Origin of the sequence: Microbacterium sp. HD4P20 (genome assembly GCF_019449275.2) — a bacterium.
Lineage (GTDB): Bacteria > Actinomycetota > Actinomycetes > Actinomycetales > Microbacteriaceae > Microbacterium.
In genome coordinates this window covers 377,570-395,558 of the sequence record NZ_JAHZQZ020000012.1, presented here as the reverse complement: position 1 = coordinate 395,558, position 17,989 = coordinate 377,570, and the positions used below count along the sequence as shown (strand labels likewise).

Sequence of the window (17,989 nt, the reverse complement as noted above, 5' to 3'; positions counted from 1 at the left end):
GACGGTACCCTTGTTGATAACGATTCTCAAACTCGCGGTAGGCTTGGAGCGATGACCACCACCATGGCCGCACCGATCGTGCAGCTCGACAGCGTCCACGTCGAACTCGGCGGGCACGAGGTGCTGTGCCACATCGACGCGATCATCGCGCGGGGCTCCCTGACGGCGGTCGCCGGCCCCAACGGCGCGGGAAAGTCGACGCTGCTCGAGGTGATCGCGGGAACGCGGAATCCGTCGTCGGGCGCGGTCCGCCTCGCCGCCGATTCGGTGAGCTTCGTTCCGCAGCGCGCAGCGGTGGCGGAGCTGCTGCCGGTCACGGTGCGCGACGTCATCACGGTCGGCGCGTGGGGGCGGCTCGGCGCATGGCGGCCGATGGATGCCATCGCCCGGCGTGCTGTCGACGGTGCCCTCGAGAGGCTCGCACTGACGGACGTGCAACGGCGGCCCTTCGCGGAGCTCTCGGGTGGGCAGCGTCAGCGCGCACTGCTCGCTCAGGGACTCGCCCGAGGTGCGGAACTGCTGCTGCTGGACGAACCCACGACCGCTCTCGACGCGGCGAGCGGGCGCCGCATCCGCGAAGCCATCGCCTCCGAGACCCGACGCGGTGCGGCCGTGGTCTGCGTGACGCACGACGAGGATCTCATCGCGGAAGCGGACCGCGTGATCCGTCTCGACGAGGGCAGAGTCGTCGACAGCGCGCCGGCCTGAGCCGAAACGACGACGCGCCCCGCAGTGCGGGGCGCGTGGTCACACGGTGGCGAGTGAGGGATTCGAACCCCCGAAGGCTACGCCGGCTGATTTACAGTCAGATCCCTTTGGCCGCTTGGGTAACTCGCCAAGTGCGCACCCGCCCGGCTTGTACAGTCGACCGGAGGCGCGATCCACCATCTTACGCTGTCGGCGGCGGTGCTCGAAATCGGCGCCACCGACCGCGCGATCAGGTGCCCAGGCGATCCAGATCCATGTTCGTCAGGGCGCTCGGGGTGCGCAGCAGCGCACCCTCGAAACGACAGGTCGCGGCGGCCACATCCATCGCGTTCTGCAGCACCTCCGCCCACTCGTCGGTCGTGACGGGCACGGTCTCGAGGATCGAAGCGACCGTCGCTGCGAACGCTGCGTCGCCGGCTCCCATCGTGTCGACGACGCGTCCGGGCAGGTTCGAGATCGGCCGGGTGACCACGATGTCGCCGGCCTCGATGGTGGCGCCCGCGGCGCCCTCCGTGGCCAGCACGGCCCGGGCGCCGAGATCGATGAGGCGTGCCCGCAGCGCGTCCAGGCGATCGCCGTACAGCAGGGCGGCGTCGTCGTCGCCGACCTTCACGAGCGCGGCCCGCGCTGCGAGCCGCTCGAAACCGCGCACGAAGTCGGACTTGTCGCGCAGCATTCCGGTCCGCGGGTTGGGGTCGACGGCGACGGACACTTCGGCTCGTCCCTCGCTCAGCGCAAGTGCCCCGGCATCGGCGATCACGGCGGCCAGATCGTCGATCTGCTCGGCGTCATCGAAGGCGAAGCAGCTCACGACCACGAGCGCAGCATCCGCCATCGCCTCCCGCTCGCGATCGCCGAACCGGATGCGCCGCTGCTGTGCCGCTTCGTTGAAGTCGTAGGTCGGCTCGCCACCGCCCGAGCGCGTGCTCACGGCGCGGGCGGTGCCCAGCAGCGACGGAGTCGCGAGAAGCTCCACGCCGAAGTCGGCGAGGTACCGCCGGATGCGCGAGGCGGGCTCGTCATCGCCCAGCATCGCCACCAGGGTCGCGGGCACGCCGAGACGTGCCAGACCGACCGCCACATTCAGCGCCGCTCCCCCGACGAACTCGCGCACGCCGTGCTCGTCACGCAGTTCGTCGATGAGGGCGTCCCCCACCACCACGACGCTCATCGGCGGACCGCCGCCGTCTCGGCCACGCGGCCGACGAACGCCTCGGTGCGACGCTTCGTACCGTCGATCTTGCGATCGACGCTCGCGCGCACCTCGTTGGGAGCGAGCGGAGCGGCGAGTCGCACGTTCTCGTGACAGGACAGGTCGGCGCACATGTAGGTGCCGACGCTGTCGCCGTGGGCCCCGGCATCCCCCGCCTTGCGGGCCGTGTACATGACCACCTGATCGGCGGGCTGCATTGTGTGGCACAGATCGCACATCGCCGCACGTGCCCGCGAGCTGCCCTCGGCGGCACGCAGCACGATGCCGGCGGGCTCGCCGTCGAGTTCGGCGATCAGGTACCCGCGGCCACGGCTGCGTGGATCGCGCCACGCCAGGAAGTCCAAGTGGTCCCAGTCGGTGAGGACGAAATCGGCGGGCAGCGCGACGACGCGGAGTTCGTCAGGTGAGGCGTTCACGAATGACGAACGCACCTCGTGTTCGGTCAGCGGGCGCATGGCACCTCCTCGCCGCCCCAGTCTACGAAGGTCGCGCCGATCCGGGGGCGGACACCTCGCTCTCGGGCCCGACGGCGGCCCGGTCGCGAATGAGGAAGCCGAACCCGAACGCGATGAAGAACATCAGCACGCCGTAGACCGCCGCGGGCAGGCTGAGCTCCACCGAGCCGAGCACGGTCTGGGCGATCACGATCGCCAGCGTGGCGTTGTGGATGCCGATCTCGAACGACGACGCGATCGCCTGGCGTTTGCCCACCTTGATCAGGCGCGGCACCACGTACCCGACCGTCAGACTGATGACACAGAACACGATCGTGATGAGCGACAGTCGCCCGAAGTTCTCGACGAGGAGAGCCCAGTTCTGTGCGACGGCGCCGACGATCACGATGACAAGGATGATGACGGATGCGATGCGCACCGGCTTGTCCATCGCCTTTGCGAAGCCAGGCCAGAAGCGGCGGACGATCATGCCGAGCGCCACCGGGAGAAGCACGATCGCGAACACCTCGAGCGCCTTCGACCACTGCAGCCCGAGCTGGTCGTCGAACGGGTTGAAGTACAGGATCGCGAGGTTCGTGATCACCGGCAGCGTGACGACAGCGATCACGGAGTTCACGGCGGTGAGCGAGATGTTGAGGGCCACGTCGCCCCGGAACAGGTGACTGTAGAGATTCGCCGTCGTGCCGCCGGGCGACGCGGCGAGCATCATCATGCCGACGGCCAGCACCGGCGGCAGCTGGAACGCCAGCACCAGCCCGAAGCAGACCGCCGGCAGCAAGATGAGCTGGCACAGCAGCGCGACGATCACCGCCTTCGGCTGCTTCAGGACACGGGCGAAATCGCCGACGGTGAGGCTCAGTCCGAGTCCGAACATGATGATGCCGAGGGCCACGGGAAGGCCGATGCTGGTCAACGCTGACATGGGACTCAGTGTGACGCATGGCGCGACCCCGTGTCACCCATTGAGGGGACGCGTCGCCCATTCGGTGGACACGTCCACCCAAATGGTGGACGACCGAGCCTCGATAGGGTGACGGGATGGTCGATGGAGCGGATGCCGCAGGCTGGTCGGAGGTCGCGGCAGGCTGGTCGGCGCTGTGGGGTTCGTTCGCGGCTCCCGCTCAGGACAAGCTCATCGCGCGGTGCGGCATCGGTTCGGGCACACGAGTGCTCGACGTCGGATGCGGGAGCGGCGAGTTCTTGGCGCGGCTGCGCGCAATCGGCGCCGAGCCCGTCGGCGCCGATCCAGCGCCGGCGATGGCGGCTGCGGCATCCGTCCACGCTCCCGTGGTCGAGGCCGACGCCGAGCACCTTCCTTTCGACGCCGGGCGCTTCGACGTCGTCACCGCCGTCAACGCGCTGCAGTTCGCCGACGACACGGTCGGCGCCCTACGAGAGTTCGCCCGCGTCGTGGTGCCCGGCGGGCGGATCGGCATCGCGAACTGGGCTGAGGCCGCCCGCAGCGACATCGACGTGATCGAACGCGCCGTCGCCGAGGCGCTCGATGAGGAGCAGCATCCGGACGGTCCCCTGCGCCCGGCGGGTGGCATCGAGGACACGATGATGGATGCCGGCCTCGAGGTGGTCGCGTCGGGCATCGTCGCGACCCCGTGGCGTGCGGGCGACGACACGACGCTCGTGCGCGGCATCCTGCTCGGCGAGGATGCCGCGACGCTCACTGAGCTGCACGGCGTGGTGGTGGCCGCGGCCGCGCCGTTCCGCGGAGCGGACGGCGGCTACGTGCTGCGCAACCACTTCCGCTGGGCGGTCGCCGTCACCGACTGACCGTGGCGGGTCATGCTCTCCAATCCAGACGCCGTGCAACCACATCCGCGGCCTCGGACGGGAAGTCACTCCAACCGGGTTCGAGGATCTCGCGCGTCAGCCGGTACAACTCGTACGCGGCTTCCTCGATGGGCAGCTCCAGCGCCGACGCGATGTGCGCTCCCCACCGCGGGAAGTCCTTCTCGAACCGCCGCATCGGGTCGATCGTGTCTCGGAGAGAGGTGGATGCCGTCGAGAACCGGGCGCGGATCGCCCGCACGAGCTGCTGCACGGCCCACTGCCGGATGAAGGCACTGCCGACGAGCCCTTCGCCCCGACGCACCCGCCCGACCCCGATGAGCAGCTTCACGAGGACGAGACGGACGTCGTTGGCGGGATCGAATCGGTCTGCCGCCTCTGCGCGGATGCGCGACTCGTCCACGAGCGCGGCCGTCGTGCCGGCGGCATCGTCCACCACCACGGTGGCGTCGCGTACCAGCGCCCCTGCGAGTTCTGCCGCGTCCGAGAGTGCGAACTCGAAGACGTGCCCGTCGTCGTAGATCGCGACGAAGCCGATCTCGCCCTCACGCGCTGTGAGGACCAGGCGGTGCTGGTCCGGCAGCCACGAGAGGTCGGGGCGGATCTCCGGGCCGCGCCCGACGTCGGTGAGCGCGAAGAAGTCGTGATCCGACCACTCGTCGCGTCGCTCGCGCCCTTCTTCGGACGCCGAGCCCAGCAAGACGAGACCGATGAGACCGTCGTGCTCGCGCACGCGTCCGACGAGGTCGGCGCTCAGTCGCGCGAACCGCTCGGGATCGGTCACGAGGCATCCGCGTTCGGGCTGACTCCTGCCGGCCACGCGGGAGTCGCGACACCCGCCAGGCGCCACACCGCGAAGACGGGCGCGTCGGCCGACAGCAGAACCGAGCCGTCGTCCGCGACGGCCAGGGTGGCGTCGCCGAACAGTGTCTCGGCCGCAGCAGCTCCCGGCAGCGACGCCGCCGGGATCTCGGCATCCACGTCGCCGGTCGCTGCGAGGACGAGAAGCGTCTCGTGGGCCGATTCACGCACGAACGCCACCGTTTCGTCGTCGACGTGCACCCAGCGCATGCCCCCGGTCGAAAGGACAGGGTGGGCGTGGCGCAAGGCGATGAGCTCTCGATACAATGCGAGGCGGTCGGCGGTTGCCGGCTCGTTCTCTGCACCCCACGGGATGGGTGTGCGACTGGCCTCGCCGTCGGCGCCGGTCAGGCCGAACTCGTCGCCCGCGAACACGACCGGCAGCCCGGGCATCGTCAGCATGAGTCCCACGGCGAGAGGAATCGTTCCCGGGGCGGCGTTCGTTGCGAAGCGTCCGGTGTCGTGGGTATCGAGGGGCTGCATGTTCGCGAGTCGCACGCGCCACGGGATGCCGGCCGTGAAGCGGACGACGGCGTCGACGAACTGCCGCGCGCTGTACCGGGGAATGCCGCCGATGGGCTGCCCGAAGAACCACGGCTCGGTCTGCTCCTCGCCCTCGGCGGTCAGATACGGTGCCCCCGTGGGTTCGCTGAGCCATCCCCACAGCGGCCTCGTGAACCCGGGGTAGGTCATCGCGCCGTGCCAGCCGTCGCCCTGCAGGTCGCTGGCCGCATCGTTGGTCGACTCGCCGAGGAGGATCGTGTCGGGGTTGATCTCGATCATCGTGCGCCGCAGCAGCTGGCGCACCTCGGCGTTGAGGTCCACATCGCCGAGCCGGCCGGTCATGTTGGCGACGTCGATGCGCCAGCCGTCGGCGTTGAAGGGCGGCTTCAGCCACTTCGCGACGACCGAGTCGGGACCGTCGATGAATCGCCGCCGCAGCTCATCGGATGCCCAGTTGAACTTGGGCAAGGTGGGCGTGCCGAGCCACGATATGTACTGGGTGTTCCCGGGGTCGGTGAAGTAGTAGAACTCCTCCTCGGGTGCACCAGGATGCCCGAGTGCACCCTGGAACCATTCGTGGCGATCGCCCGAATGGTTGCTGGTGAGGTCTCCGATGACACGGATGCCGCGAGAATGTGCCGCATCGATCAGGCGGATGTACGCCTCCTCCCCGCCGAGCAGTGGATCGACACTGTCGAAGCTCGACGCGTCGTAGCGGTGGTTCGAAGCGGCCGGGAAGATCGGCGTGAGGTAGAGCAGGTTGACACCCAGCGAGACCAGGTGGTCGAGCTTCTCGATGATGCCGTCGAGGTCGCCACCGTAGAACTGCTGCGAGCGCCCGGGCATGACGGGGTCGACCGGCTCGTCCCACGACGCCGCGATCGCCCACTCCGGCGTGGGGTGCGTGTCCGCCTGCGCCGAGCGCGCGAAGCGGTCGGGGAAGACTTGGTACATGACGGACTCGTTCAGCCAGCTCGGCGGGGCGGGGTTCGCCACAAGTGCGAAGTCCTCGGCGTCCAGCGTCTCGAGGCGATGAATGCCCGTCTGGTTCAACCATTCCACCGTGCCGTCCTCATGGACGAGGAGCCACCGATAGCCGTGACGAGGGTTGCGCACCGTCACCGGAGCCTGCCACCACTCCCAGCCGTCGGCGGTGCCGAGCGGGACGGCATCCGTCCACTCCGGCTCGTGGTCGGGATTCGAGCGCGTGCGAACGGCCGATAGCGGACCGTAGCCTTCGGGAACCCGCAGTCGGACGGTGACGACATCGCCTAGCGAAGGTGCGTGGTCCGAGACGTGGAGCGGTGAACCGTCGTGGTGGGGAAGGAGGGTCATGGCATGCCTTTCGGGACAGGCGGCAGCGCGCGCCGCCGGGTGCGACGTGGTTGCACGGCCACGGCCATGACAGAGCCCTCGAATTGTGGTGGAACCAGGATGCCGCGGCCCGCGGCATCCGTCTACTACTTCACGCTGCCCGCCGTCAGCCCGCCAACGATGTAGCGCTGCAACGCGAGGAACAACGCCACTGGCAGGATGGCCGCGAGGACGGCACCGGCGGCGAAGACACTCCAGTTCTTGGAGAACTCGTCTGAAATGAACCGGTAGAGCCCGACAGCCAGGGTCTGATTCTCGGGGTCGATGAGAATGACGCTGGCGAGCACGAACTCGCTCGACGTGCCGATAAAGGACAGTAGTCCGACAACAGCGAGGATCGGGGCGACCAGGCGCAGGATGATCGTGAAGAAGATGCGGGCATGACCCGCGCCATCGATCTTCGCCGCCTCGTCGATCGACGACGGCACTGTGTTGAAGAACCCGTACATGAGGTATGTGTTCACGCCGAGCGCACCGCCGAGGTAGACCATGATGAGGCCGACGCGGCTGTTGAGCCCGAGCGCGGGGAAGATGTCGCCGATAGCGACCATGAGCAGGAAGATGGCGACCATCGCGAGCATCTGCGGGAACATCTGCACCACGAGAAGCGTCGTCAACCCGAACCGGCGACCGGTGAAGCGCATGCGAGAGAACGCGTATGCGGCGAGCGCGCCGAGCAGCACGGTGCCGGCTGCTGTCACCAGCCCGATTATCAGTGTGTTGACGAACCACGCCCCGTAAGGCTGGTTGGGCATCTGGAACAGCGCGGCGTAGCTCGAGAAGTCCAGGTTGGAGAACAGTCCGTTGGCCGTCAGCAGGGTGCCGCCGGGGTTCAGCGATGCAGAGAACACGTAGAGCAGAGGGAAGAGCGCGAAGATCGCGACGCCGACGCCGACGAGGTGCCGCCAGCCGGTCTCGCGGAAGTAGCGCTTGAAGGAACGGCGCGGCTCTTCGCCGGTACCGCGGGTGCCAGCGGTGACCACGACGGAAGTGCTCGGGCGAATGTCGTCCTTCGCGACGCTGTCGAGAAGCTCGCGGGCCGCCGGAGCGCCAGGCTGCAGATTGCTCATGTCAGTTCAGCTCCTCGAGTGACTTGGTCCGGCGGAAGGCGATCACCGAGATCGTGCCGACGAGCACGAAGATGATGATCGAGAAGGCGCTTGCCAGTCCGTAGTCCGACCTCGACCCGACGAAGGCGACCTTGTAGACCATCGTGATCAGGATGTCGGTCGCGCCCACGTTGACATCTGCCGTGACATCGCGCGGACCCCCACCGGTGAGCATGTAGATCAGGCTGAAGTTGTTGAAGTTGTAGGCGAACGACGCGATGAGAAGCGGCGCGACGGCGACGAACAGCAGCGGCAGTTTGATACTGCGGAACACCTGCCACGCGGTGGCGCCGTCGACGCGAGCCGCTTCTTGAAGGTCGTCCGGAATCGCCTGCAGCGCTCCGGTGCAGATCAGGAACATGTATGGGAACCCCAACCACAGGTTCACCAAGATGATGCTGAACTTGGCCAGCCACTCGTTCGTGAGCCATGGCACGTCGGCACCGCCCAGGAGGACGACATTCAAGAAGCCGAACTCCTGATTCATCATGCCGGCCCACACCAGCGCTGACAGGAAGCCGGGGAACGCGTACGGCAGGATCATGATGAGCCGGTAGTACTTCCGGGACTTCATGCGCGGATCATTGAAGACGATCGCGAGAAAAAGGCCCAGCACGAAGGTGGTCGCCACGGAGAGAAAGGCGAACACGAAGGTCCAGATGAGCACCGTGAAGAACGGCCCCCGAATGGACTCCTCGGTGAAAGCGCGCGCGAAGTTGTCGCCCCCGACCCAGATCTGCCAGCCGGGGAGCATCTCGGTGCCGTCCTCGGCGGTGAAGGCACCGGTGCCGATGTCGCTGTAGACGACGCCGGTGCGGGTGTCGGTCATGGTGTCGGCGGCCTCGTCGTAGACGAGGTTCGACACGTAGACGTACGCCACCGATCCGTCGGGGGTTCGCAGTGCACCGTCGTTCGGGTCGTCGCTCAGCGGCACCGACATGTCGGCGATGACACCCTGGTTGGCGACGATCTGCGCGAACGCGAGGGTGTTGTAGCCGGGAACCGAGACGGCCTTGCTGCCATCGATCTCGGCGTTGTCCACCGGTTCGAGCGGCCGCTCGTCGCCGCCCAGCCACACGTCGCCGTCGGGATCGGTGACGAGGAACGAGAACTCGCCGAGCTGCTCGACCACAGTGAGCTCGTACGCGGGCGAATCCTCGACGCGCTCCTGCGCCGAGAGCATGAGCGCGTTGATCGCGCTCTCCTTGGTGCTGTTGTGACCGGTGCCGTAATTGGTGAACGCGATGTAGCCGGTGTAGCCGGCGGCGAAGATCTGGAAGACGAAGAGGAAGATCAGACCGGGGATCAGGTACTTCGCCGGAAGATGCCCGCGACTGAAGTAGATCCAGTTCGCGAAGGCGGTGACGCCGAACACGATGGCGGCGGGCACCCACTGCTCGCTCTGGACGAGAACGAGGATGGAGTACACCGCGAGCGCGTCGATCAGGCCGAGCGCGATGATCTTGATCAGCACGACCTTCCAGCCGCCTCCCGCAGCATCGGCGAGTCGTGCGGCGCGCGCCGCGCGCGGAGTCGGTCTGGGGTCGAGCGCGGCCTCGCGGTCGTCCATGGTCGGCGTCGTCATCGGCTTCGCTCCGGTTGCGTCATTGGGGTCGCATCGAATGGCGAGCGGCGAGCGGAGCGACATCCACCGGATGCCGCTCCGCACCGCCCCTGGGTGTTACTGGATCTCGGCCTGGATGTCGGCCGCCATCTTGTTCCACAGCTCAACCGGGTCCCCGCCCTGGCCGTTGATGATCGCGGCTTCGGTGACGCCCCAGAACTGCCACACAGCGCCCATCTCGGGGATGCTCGGCATCGGGACGGCGTTGGCGCCGACCTCACCGAAACCTGCCGTGATCGGGTCGGCCGCGACGGCGGCATCGAACGCCGCAGTCAGCGCCGGAGCCCGGCCGCCGACCTCGTACAGCGCGGTCTGCACCTCTTCGCTGCCGATGTAGTTGATGAGGAACTCGTTCGCCGCGAGGCGGTTCTCGCTCTCGGAGCTCAGGAAGAAGCCCTGCACGCCCGCGAAGGGCTGAGCCTCGCCACCGCCGGCCGACGGGATCGGGTCGACGGCGATGTTGATGCCGGCATCCACGGCCGCCGGGACGTTCCACGGGCCGGTCAGGTAGAACGGCGACGCGCCGCTGGTGAAGTTCTCGGTCGCGAGCTCACCGGTGATGTTGGTGTTGAAGACACCGGTTCCCGTCGCGCCCTGCGACGCGAGCCACGTGGCGAACGCCTGGCCACCCTCGTTGCCGATCTGGAGGTCGTCGGCGTTGTAGCTGCCGTCGTCGTTGGTACCGAAGACCGGGGCGCCGAAGGACGTCTGGAAGGGGTAGAGGTGATACGGGTCTGCCGCCTCGGGGTCCAGGCCCACGAGGAAGGGGTACTCGGTTCCGGCAGCCTGCCCCTTGGCGATCATGTCGTCGTAGCTGGTCGGCGCCTCGGGAACGAGGTCGGTGTTGCGCAGCAGCGCGATGTTCTCGATCGCGTACGGAACGCCGTAGGTCTGACCCTCATAGCTCCACGCGTCGATGGCGACTTCCTCGAAGTCGCCCGCCGCGTCGCCGAGCTCGACCGGCGCCACCACGCCGTTGGTGACGAGCACGCCGAGCCAGTCGTGTGCGCCGACCGCGATGTCAGGACCTTCCCCGGTCGGCACCTGCTGCACGAACTGGTCGCGGATGTCGCCGAACTCCTTCTGAACGAGCTCGACCTCGACGCCGCTATCGGCCGTGAAGTCGGCCGCGGCCTCTTCCAGCACGCCAGCACGGTCAGCGTCGACCCATACGGTGATCGACCCGGCCGATTCGGCGGCGTCGCCGCCGTTGTCGGCATCGCCTCCGCCTCCCGCGCAGCCGACGAGCGTCAGGGATGAAACGGCGGCCATCGCGCCGAAGGCGACGATGCTCCTCTTGTTCACCTTCATTGGTGTGTGCCTCTCTTGAGTGCGGGTGTCTCGCGACCTTCGACCGGAACCGGGAAGTTCGCTCGGCGCTCACAGAACTGCAAGCGCTTACATTCTTACTCATCGAGTGTTGTAATGGCAATACGGCTTGATGATCGATATGCGGCTGTGACCATCGTGCATCGATCTGGAATCGCTTGCACCACGATCAGCGAGCACGAGGGAGAACGGCACCCTCGTCGCCTGCCCGAGGCGCCCACACGTCGATAGACTGCCGCGCATGGCAGATTCCTCCTTCGACATCGTCAGCAAGGTCGACCACCAGGAGGCCGACAACGCGCTCAACCAGGCCCGCAAGGAGGTCGAGCAACGTTACGACTTCAAGGGCACCGACTCATCGATCGAGTGGAGCGGCGAGGCGATCCTCATCAAGGCAAACTCCGAAGAGCGCGCGAAGGCCGTGCTGGACGTGTTCCAGAGCAAGCTCATCAAGCGCGGTATCTCGCTCAAGAGCCTCGAGTCAGGCGACCCCGTGGCCAGCGGCAAGGAGTACCGCATCACCTCGACGCTCAAGGACGGCATCTCGTCCGAGAACGCGAAGAAGATCAGCAAGCTCATCCGCGACGAGGGGCCCAAGTCGGTGAAGTCGCAGATCCAGGGCGACGAGCTGCGCGTGCAGTCGAAGTCGCGCGACGATCTGCAGGAGGTTCAGCGGATGCTCAAGGCCGCCGACCTCGACGTCGACCTCCAGTTCATCAACTACCGCTGACGAGGCGACGGCGAGCCCCTGCGGTGGCCGCTCGTCCAGGTGTCACTCGATCTGCTCCCACGGCCCGTTGGGATCGCCCGGCGCCTGGTTCCTCGTCCACCACTTCGCCTCGTAGCGGTGGCCCTCGTTTTCCACGACGTCACCGGCGACGAAGATCCTGGAGGGTCGCCACAAGTCAGTGCCGTCCGCCGAGATCGCGATCTCCTGCCACGGGCCGTACGGGTCGCCCGGTTCCTGGTTCTGCGTCCGCCAGGACGCGAACCACGACGATCCGCCGTGGGTGACCAGGTCGCCCTCCTGGTACACGGTGGCAGCGTCCCAATGCGGCGGCGGCGGCACGGCGGCGATGGGCTCGCTGCCGCACGACCGCGCGACCGTCAGGTTCTCGAATTCCGCGTCCGTCGAGGCATAGAGCCCGACGCCCCCGCTGCGCACGACGGTATCGCGCCCCTCCAGGATCTGCTCGCCGTTCAGCGTCACCGTGACGAGGTCCCCGTGGACCGCCGCACCCAGGCGGACAGGCCCCGTGAGCCGGTCGCTGAGCGAGGTGGTCGCCACGGTGACCGGTCCCGACCGATGCGCCTCGCGGATGATGCTCGCGTACTGGCTTCCCTGGCTCGTCCGGCCGACGTGGATGCGATACCCGTAGGCGTCCGTGGTGTCGCGCAGCGAGACGCCCGCGGTGCCGATGCCAGAGAGCGTGAGCTCGGTCTCGACGACGAAGTCGCATGCCTCCGAGAACCGCTCCGGCAGCGTCGACGCGGCGAGGACGTGCGCTCGGCCGTCGACCGGTGACAGGGTGAGCCGGCCGTTGCCGACGGAGACCTCGCCTCCGATCCCCCGCCAGTTCGACTGGTCGAGCGCCTCCGAGATCGAGACGTTGTCGAAGATCGCGGCCCGCCCGTTCGCCGAGAGGGCGGCTCCGCCGTTCGGGAGCTGGGTGTCGTTCGCCGACACGGACACGTCACCGACGGCGGCCGACACGTGGCGCCCAACAGCGGACACCGTCAGCGTGTACGGCGCACCGGCGGCGAGCGGCAGGTCGGCCTCCTTGAGCAGGGTGGTCGTCCCGTTGTAGACCTTGACGAGCCGCAGCTTCGAACCTGTCGCCGTCGGCACGACGTCAGCGCGGTAGTGGTTGAGCGGCGACTGGTAGCGGAACGCCAGGCCGGTTCGACCGGCGGACTGGTCGGCCGGCCACGGCACGATGTCGGCCGACATACTCACGTCGTTCGGGACGTCCTGCTGCACCGCAAGCGCCTCGGTGTCCGCGGTCGCGGTCTGTGCGAGGTGACCATTCGACGGCTCACCGCCGAGCTCCCACGTGCCCTGGAGCGGCACCCAGCCCTCGAGCCCGTTCTCGAAGCCGTAGACCGCGCGATCCAGGGTCGCGTCGTCGAAGTGCTCGTCGAGCACCGGCATGGTGGCGAACGTGGGCTCGAGCGTCACGGTGACGAGATCGCCCGCGCGGGTGAACGCGGTCGGCATGTTGTTCACGGTCACCAGCTCTGCGGCCGGCGCCGCAAACGTGAGGGTCCCGGTGAAGGAGTCTCCAAGCGACACGCTGGCGGCCGTGCCGTGCAGCTCCACGCTGACGTCGGACACGACCCCGGACGCGTCGACGACGATCTGCCCGTCATCGACCAACGACGTCCCTCGGGTGAGCGCGTACCGCGTGAGCGCACCGTTCCCGGCACGCTCGAGATACGCGGTCTCAGCGTCGGTCGTGGCCGCCCCGAACTCCCGGGATGACGGCGTCTGCTCGCGCGAGAGGTAGAACCGGCCGGTACCGTCCGGCAGAGCGATCTCGAGCGCGGTCGCCACGGAGTGCTCCACGCCGGGCAGAGCGATGCGCGTCGCCGTCACGGACGGGGCCGCGCCGGCCGGTCCCGGGAACAGGACGGTGTCCAGGCCGGTAGAGCCGGTGTCGGACCAGTCATACGACAGGTACTCGACGTCCGTGAGGATGTCTTCGCCCACGCGCACGGCGCCGTTGTCGTGCACGCTCGGCGAGACGTCGAGATCGGATGCGGGCACAGGGACGATCTGCACGCCCGAGACCGGAGCGGCGCCGGCCACGCTGTCGAATCCAACGGTGGCGACCTTCGTGGCCGGGTCGACGACGACGGGATCACCCGGGAAGTGCCAGAGTTGCCGGTAGTCGTGCGCGGCGGTGTCGCCGGTGAGATCATCGGAGACCACCCAGAACCCCGGCTTGACGAAGTAGACGACCCGATCGTGGGCGACCGGCTGGTAGCCCATCGCCTGGCCGCGGTAGATGTCGAGGCCCGCGTTCGACCGCCAGAGCGACATCGCGCGGGTGACTCCCGCGGCCTGCGGCTCGCGGTCCACCTCGATGGTGTTGTGCGCCTCGGTCGTGCGGCGCATCCAGTCGTTCGTCGGGGTCGCGCTGTAATCGGCCGCCCCGGGGTCGACGATCAGCGGACGCCCGTACGCCGCCATGACGATGCTGAGGTCGTCCGGATGCCGGTGCGAGGCCGTGTAACTGCTGTTGTGGTTGTTGATCAGCAGGTAGCGCGCATCGGCGTCCCACCCCGAGCGTTGCACCGCGAAGCTGATGGGGTAGAGCGTCGACCCCAGAGTCGGCGTGGTCCCCTGGGTCCGGCCGGAGGCGACCCACGTGAAGTCGGACCAGGCGTTGCGCGCACCGGCCGCGCGGATGGTGCTGGCGCCGGCGTCGACATTCGGGGTGTCTCCGATCAGCGCGGCGTTGAGGTCCGGCTGCCGGGTCGCGAACAGCACGTCCGCGATCCAGTCGGCAGCCTGGATGAGAGTCGGGGGAAGCTCCCGCCCGTTGGCGTCGGCGATTCTGATCATGTAGTTGATGAGGTCCGCCACATAGGCCTGGTAGTTGAACGTCGGCTCGCGGTAGACGCCGTCGCCCTGGAGGAAGACACGCAGGAACCGCTCGACCGCTCGCGCCGCGAACGTCTCCCAGCCGAGGGCGCCCTTGAACTCGGGCAGGTACACCCCGGCGGCGTACATCGACCGCGCCATCGACACGTACCAGTTGTTCCCGACGTGCGTCTGCAGCACCGACGCGAGGAAATCGCTTGTCGCATGCACCGCCGACAGGTAGGCGACGAGATCGGACGCGGCGATGCTCGGCTCCACCCGGAACACGGAGAACGAGCTGACGAGCTGACCGAGCCGCTTGGCGGCCGCCAGGTTGCGGGTCTTGGGCCAGCTCTGGTTGTCCGCGACGAAGTCGAGGGAAATGTCCATCCACGCCGCCGCGTACGCCGCACGCTTGTCGGGGTCGCTCTCCTGCAAGTAGGCGCTCGCCAGCTTGGGCATGAACGTCAAGTCGCTCATCAGGGTCTGCGCGCTCCCGGGGATCTCGTCCGTCCCACCCCACAGGTCCGCCCAGTCGACGTCGATCCTTTGCTCGGAAGCGTTGTAGAAGTCGCGAGTCTCGTCGCCGAACCGGAAGATGCCCGCCGCGAGCTCGTCGGCGGTGGCGTCGCCCCCGCCGCCCGCCGGTGAGGGGTACTCGACGCCCGTCCGCGTCGCGTAGTACTCCTTCAGCGCTTCGGCAGCGCCCACGTCGTCGCCGGCTGCTAACTCCGCTGCGACGCCGGCGAGCTCCGGACGCGTCAGGTCGAGGAGCTGGCCGAGGTCCGACACGTCCGAAGCGACGGCCGAAGCGGCGGCCGGCACCGGCGATACGCCGGTCAACGCGAGGGCCAGCGTGATGGCTGCAGCCACGACGGCCTGCGCACGACGGCGTCCGCTCAATCGGTGTGAAAGGCGCTCTTGCATATCCGTGACTCCTCTGTCAGTCGGCTGCCGCGGGCCTCGGGCGCACGCGCCGTCACCTCAGCTGCGAGTTAGCGTAGATCGTGACGTATCGTCACGTCAAGCCTCACCAGTACCTCTGCCAGTCGGGACGGGTGCGGCGCACGAGGGCTTCCATGTAGAAGTAGTCACCCCACAGGGTGCCCTCGTCGACGCCGGTGCGCGTCGGCAGGTTGTACACGCCGTGCAACAGAAGCGCCTCCGCGTCCTCCGGGTTCGCGGGGCGCGCTCGGGCGATCAACGCATCCAGCAGCGCGTCACCCTCGCGGCGCGCCCGCGCGGCGCGGGCGCGATCCGGATCGCATGCGGCGAGCTCATAGAGACCGCACGCCGCGATCGCGGCGGCCGAGCTGTCTCGGGGAGCGTCACTGCCGTCGGAGTACACCAGGTCCCAGTACGGGATGAGGTCGGCGGGCACGTGGCGCAGGAGGTAGTCGGCACACCGCCACGCAGCATCCAGCAGCGTATCGTCGCCCGTCGCGCCATAGTTCAGCGCGAAGCCGAGGACGCCCCACGCCTGGCCGCGCGCCCAGCACGAGTCGTCGGATGCGCCCTGCTCGGTCGCACCGCGCAGCGGCCGGCCCGTCTCGGCATCCCAATAGAACGTATGGAAGGTCGAGTCGTCATCGCGCAGGATGTGCGCGCACAGCTGGGCCGTGTGCCGGCGGACAGCGTCGGCGAAGCGCGGATCCCCCGTCTGATCGCCCGCCCATGTCAGCAGCGGCATGTTCATCAGACTGTCGATGATGGTACGGCCTCGCTGCTGCAGATCCGAGAGATCCCCCCACGCCTGGATGATCCCGGCCGGCTCGAGGAAGCGCGTCATGAGTCGCTCCGCGGCCCCGATTCCGACCGCGTGCCACCGCTCGTCGGCCGTCCTGCGCCACGGCGCGACCGCCGCCAGCGTGTACAAGAATCCGAGATCGTGGGTGTCGAGATCCTCGTCGGCGCGCAGACGACGCTCGAAATCGGCCGCGTGGCGCAGCGCCTGTTCGCGAAACCCCTCGTCTCCCGTCAGATCGTAGGCGAGCCACTGCATCCCGGGCACGAAGCTCGTCGTCCATCCGCGGTTCTGCCCCTTGGCGAACGGCCCGTACGCGGGACGCAGCGGATACCGATCCTGCCGCGTCGTGTCGTCGACGTAAGCATCGCCGAAGCGATCGATATTGCGGCGCACCACCACGATCGCATCCGCCACCGCATCGGCGACGAGCGACTCGAACGCGGTCGAGGTCATCTCGTTGGTCATGAAGGTCCTCTCAGCCCGCGCGGTTCGGAACGGATCGATCGTGACGAGCGAGGCGGTTCTCTGCCGGCGATTGACGTATCGTTACGTCAAGAGAAGCAGAGGGCACCACCCGAGTCAAGGGATGAACGGTTCCGCTCTTCGCTGGGTGCGAACCCCGGCGCACTGCCCAGCAAGCGCGCGGATCGTCAGCGGATGGGAGGCCGGACGCTCTCGCGCGGAATCACGTAGGGTGGCGGCTCGGAGATGACTCCACCTCTGGGGGCTTCTCCCGATAGCAGGGCCGACACTTGCTGTACTGCCCGGATCCCCAGCACCCGCATCGGCAAGTGCACTGTCGTCAGCCGCGGCCGAACCAGCTCAGCGATCTCAGCATCGTGAATTCCAACCACCGAGAGTTCGCGGGGAACCTCGATTCCTGCATCGGCGGCCGCTGCCAGCAGTCCCAGGGCCGAGACGACGTTGTTCACCACGACGGCCGTCGGCATCGCATGACCGGATTGAAGCATCGCCAGGCCCGCCGCTCCGGCCTGGGCGCCGTATCCGGTGAACAGAGGGGGACGAGGGGCAAGCCCCGCGCGCGTCAACGCGCTGACGTACCCGTCGTGCCGTGGGTTCACGGGATGGATCTCGTGACCACCGACGAACGCGATGTTCGCGTGTCCCGCCTCGATGAGATGCTCAGTGGCCACTCGTCCGGCCGCGGCCTCGTCCGCAGAGACCCACGCGCCGTTGTGGTGTGACTGGTACTCCACGAGCACGACCGGTGTCGGGTGTGAACGGAGCGCAGCCATCACCTCCTCATCGAGCAATTCGCCTGTCCGCAGCACGATCGCATCGACGGAGCCCTGACCCAGCAGCCGTGCGAGGAAATGGCTGCCGGAGTTCATCCACATCGTGTCGCCCAGCATGATGGCCCATCCACGTTCCTCGGCGGCCTCGTAGATCCCCTCCAGCAATTCCTTGTACACCGGATTCTCGAGGTTCTCCACGACGACGGCGATAGTCCCGGCGTGCCGACGACGCAATGCACGGGCGGCATCGTTGGGTACATATGCCAACTCGGCAATCGCTGCTTCGACGCGGGTACGAGTGTCGTCACTCATTCGGGTGTGAGTGGTTCCGTTGATCACCGCAGAGACCGTGGATACAGAAACCCCGGCTAGACGGGCAATGTCCTTCTGCGTCGCCATCTGGCTCACTCTAGTGGCGAT

General features: G+C 67.8%; 14 protein-coding genes and 1 tRNA gene. 3 read left to right on the top strand and 12 right to left on the bottom strand.

All coding sequences use genetic code 11. From position 1 onward, the window contains the following. The first annotated feature begins 51 nt into the window (after window positions 1-51). Window positions 52-708, top strand: a complete 657-nt coding sequence (gene aztA / locus K0817_RS06845) for a zinc ABC transporter ATP-binding protein AztA (RefSeq protein ID WP_253735232.1) — start codon at window positions 52-54, stop codon at window positions 706-708. 47 nt (window positions 709-755) lie between these two features. On the opposite strand, the gene K0817_RS06840 is transcribed toward aztA, so the two are convergent. The 4 genes from K0817_RS06840 to K0817_RS06825 form a co-directional block, all read right to left on the bottom strand. Then, window positions 756-837, bottom strand: a tRNA-Tyr gene (locus K0817_RS06840). 100 nt (window positions 838-937) lie between these two features. Beyond that, complete coding sequence (locus K0817_RS06835) at window positions 938-1,879, bottom strand: PfkB family carbohydrate kinase (RefSeq protein WP_219980623.1); 942 nt, start codon at window positions 1,877-1,879, stop codon at window positions 938-940. Beyond that, window positions 1,876-2,376: an FBP domain-containing protein gene (locus tag K0817_RS06830; protein ID WP_219980622.1), complete on the bottom strand. Its 501-nt coding sequence runs from the start codon at window positions 2,374-2,376 to the stop codon at window positions 1,876-1,878. Before K0817_RS06830 ends, K0817_RS06835 begins: the two co-directional genes overlap by 4 nt. Window positions 2,377-2,398: 22 nt before the next feature. Continuing rightward, window positions 2,399-3,298 (bottom strand): bile acid:sodium symporter family protein, encoded by a 900-nt coding sequence (locus K0817_RS06825; RefSeq protein WP_219980621.1) that lies wholly within the window; start codon window positions 3,296-3,298, stop codon window positions 2,399-2,401. Window positions 3,299-3,414: 116 nt separating this feature from the next. On the opposite strand from K0817_RS06825, the gene K0817_RS06820 reads away from it, so the two are divergent. Then, complete coding sequence (locus K0817_RS06820) at window positions 3,415-4,161, top strand: class I SAM-dependent methyltransferase (protein ID WP_219980620.1); 747 nt, start codon at window positions 3,415-3,417, stop codon at window positions 4,159-4,161. A gap of 10 nt (window positions 4,162-4,171) precedes the next feature. On the opposite strand, the gene K0817_RS06815 is transcribed toward K0817_RS06820, so the two are convergent. From K0817_RS06815 to K0817_RS06795, 5 genes are all read right to left on the bottom strand, one after another. Next, entirely contained in the window at window positions 4,172-4,963 is a 792-nt protein-coding gene (locus K0817_RS06815) for a hypothetical protein (protein ID WP_219980619.1), read from the bottom strand. Then, on the bottom strand, window positions 4,960-6,879 hold the full coding sequence (locus tag K0817_RS06810) for a glycoside hydrolase family 13 protein (protein ID WP_219980618.1): 1,920 nt from the start codon (window positions 6,877-6,879) through the stop codon (window positions 4,960-4,962). Before K0817_RS06810 ends, K0817_RS06815 begins: the two co-directional genes overlap by 4 nt. Window positions 6,880-7,004: 125 nt before the next feature. After that, window positions 7,005-7,988: a sugar ABC transporter permease gene (locus K0817_RS06805; protein WP_219980617.1), complete on the bottom strand. Its 984-nt coding sequence runs from the start codon at window positions 7,986-7,988 to the stop codon at window positions 7,005-7,007. Between the two features lies 1 nt (window position 7,989). After that, window positions 7,990-9,612: an ABC transporter permease subunit gene (locus K0817_RS06800; RefSeq protein ID WP_219980616.1), complete on the bottom strand. Its 1,623-nt coding sequence runs from the start codon at window positions 9,610-9,612 to the stop codon at window positions 7,990-7,992. Between the two features lie 96 nt (window positions 9,613-9,708). Beyond that, window positions 9,709-10,962 carry a maltose ABC transporter substrate-binding protein gene (locus tag K0817_RS06795; RefSeq protein WP_219980615.1) on the bottom strand — a complete coding sequence of 418 codons (1,254 nt, stop codon included), beginning with the start codon at window positions 10,960-10,962 and terminating at the stop codon, window positions 9,709-9,711. 259 nt (window positions 10,963-11,221) lie between these two features. On the opposite strand from K0817_RS06795, the gene K0817_RS06790 reads away from it, so the two are divergent. Continuing rightward, the gene (locus K0817_RS06790) at window positions 11,222-11,710 is read left to right on the top strand and encodes a YajQ family cyclic di-GMP-binding protein (RefSeq protein WP_219980614.1); all 489 of its coding nucleotides are present in this window, start codon (window positions 11,222-11,224) and stop codon (window positions 11,708-11,710) included. A 42-nt stretch (window positions 11,711-11,752) separates the two neighbouring features. Here the strand turns inward: K0817_RS06790 and K0817_RS06785 are convergent, their stop codons facing one another. The 3 genes from K0817_RS06785 to K0817_RS06775 form a co-directional block, all read right to left on the bottom strand. Continuing rightward, window positions 11,753-15,493: a heparinase II/III family protein gene (locus tag K0817_RS06785; protein WP_253735231.1), complete on the bottom strand. Its 3,741-nt coding sequence runs from the start codon at window positions 15,491-15,493 to the stop codon at window positions 11,753-11,755. 103 nt (window positions 15,494-15,596) lie between these two features. Continuing rightward, window positions 15,597-16,778, bottom strand: a complete 1,182-nt coding sequence (locus tag K0817_RS06780; RefSeq protein ID WP_219980612.1) for a glycoside hydrolase family 88 protein — start codon at window positions 16,776-16,778, stop codon at window positions 15,597-15,599. Window positions 16,779-16,963: 185 nt separating this feature from the next. Then, window positions 16,964-17,968: a LacI family DNA-binding transcriptional regulator gene (locus K0817_RS06775; protein WP_219980611.1), complete on the bottom strand. Its 1,005-nt coding sequence runs from the start codon at window positions 17,966-17,968 to the stop codon at window positions 16,964-16,966. Window positions 17,969-17,989 lie beyond the last annotated feature (21 nt).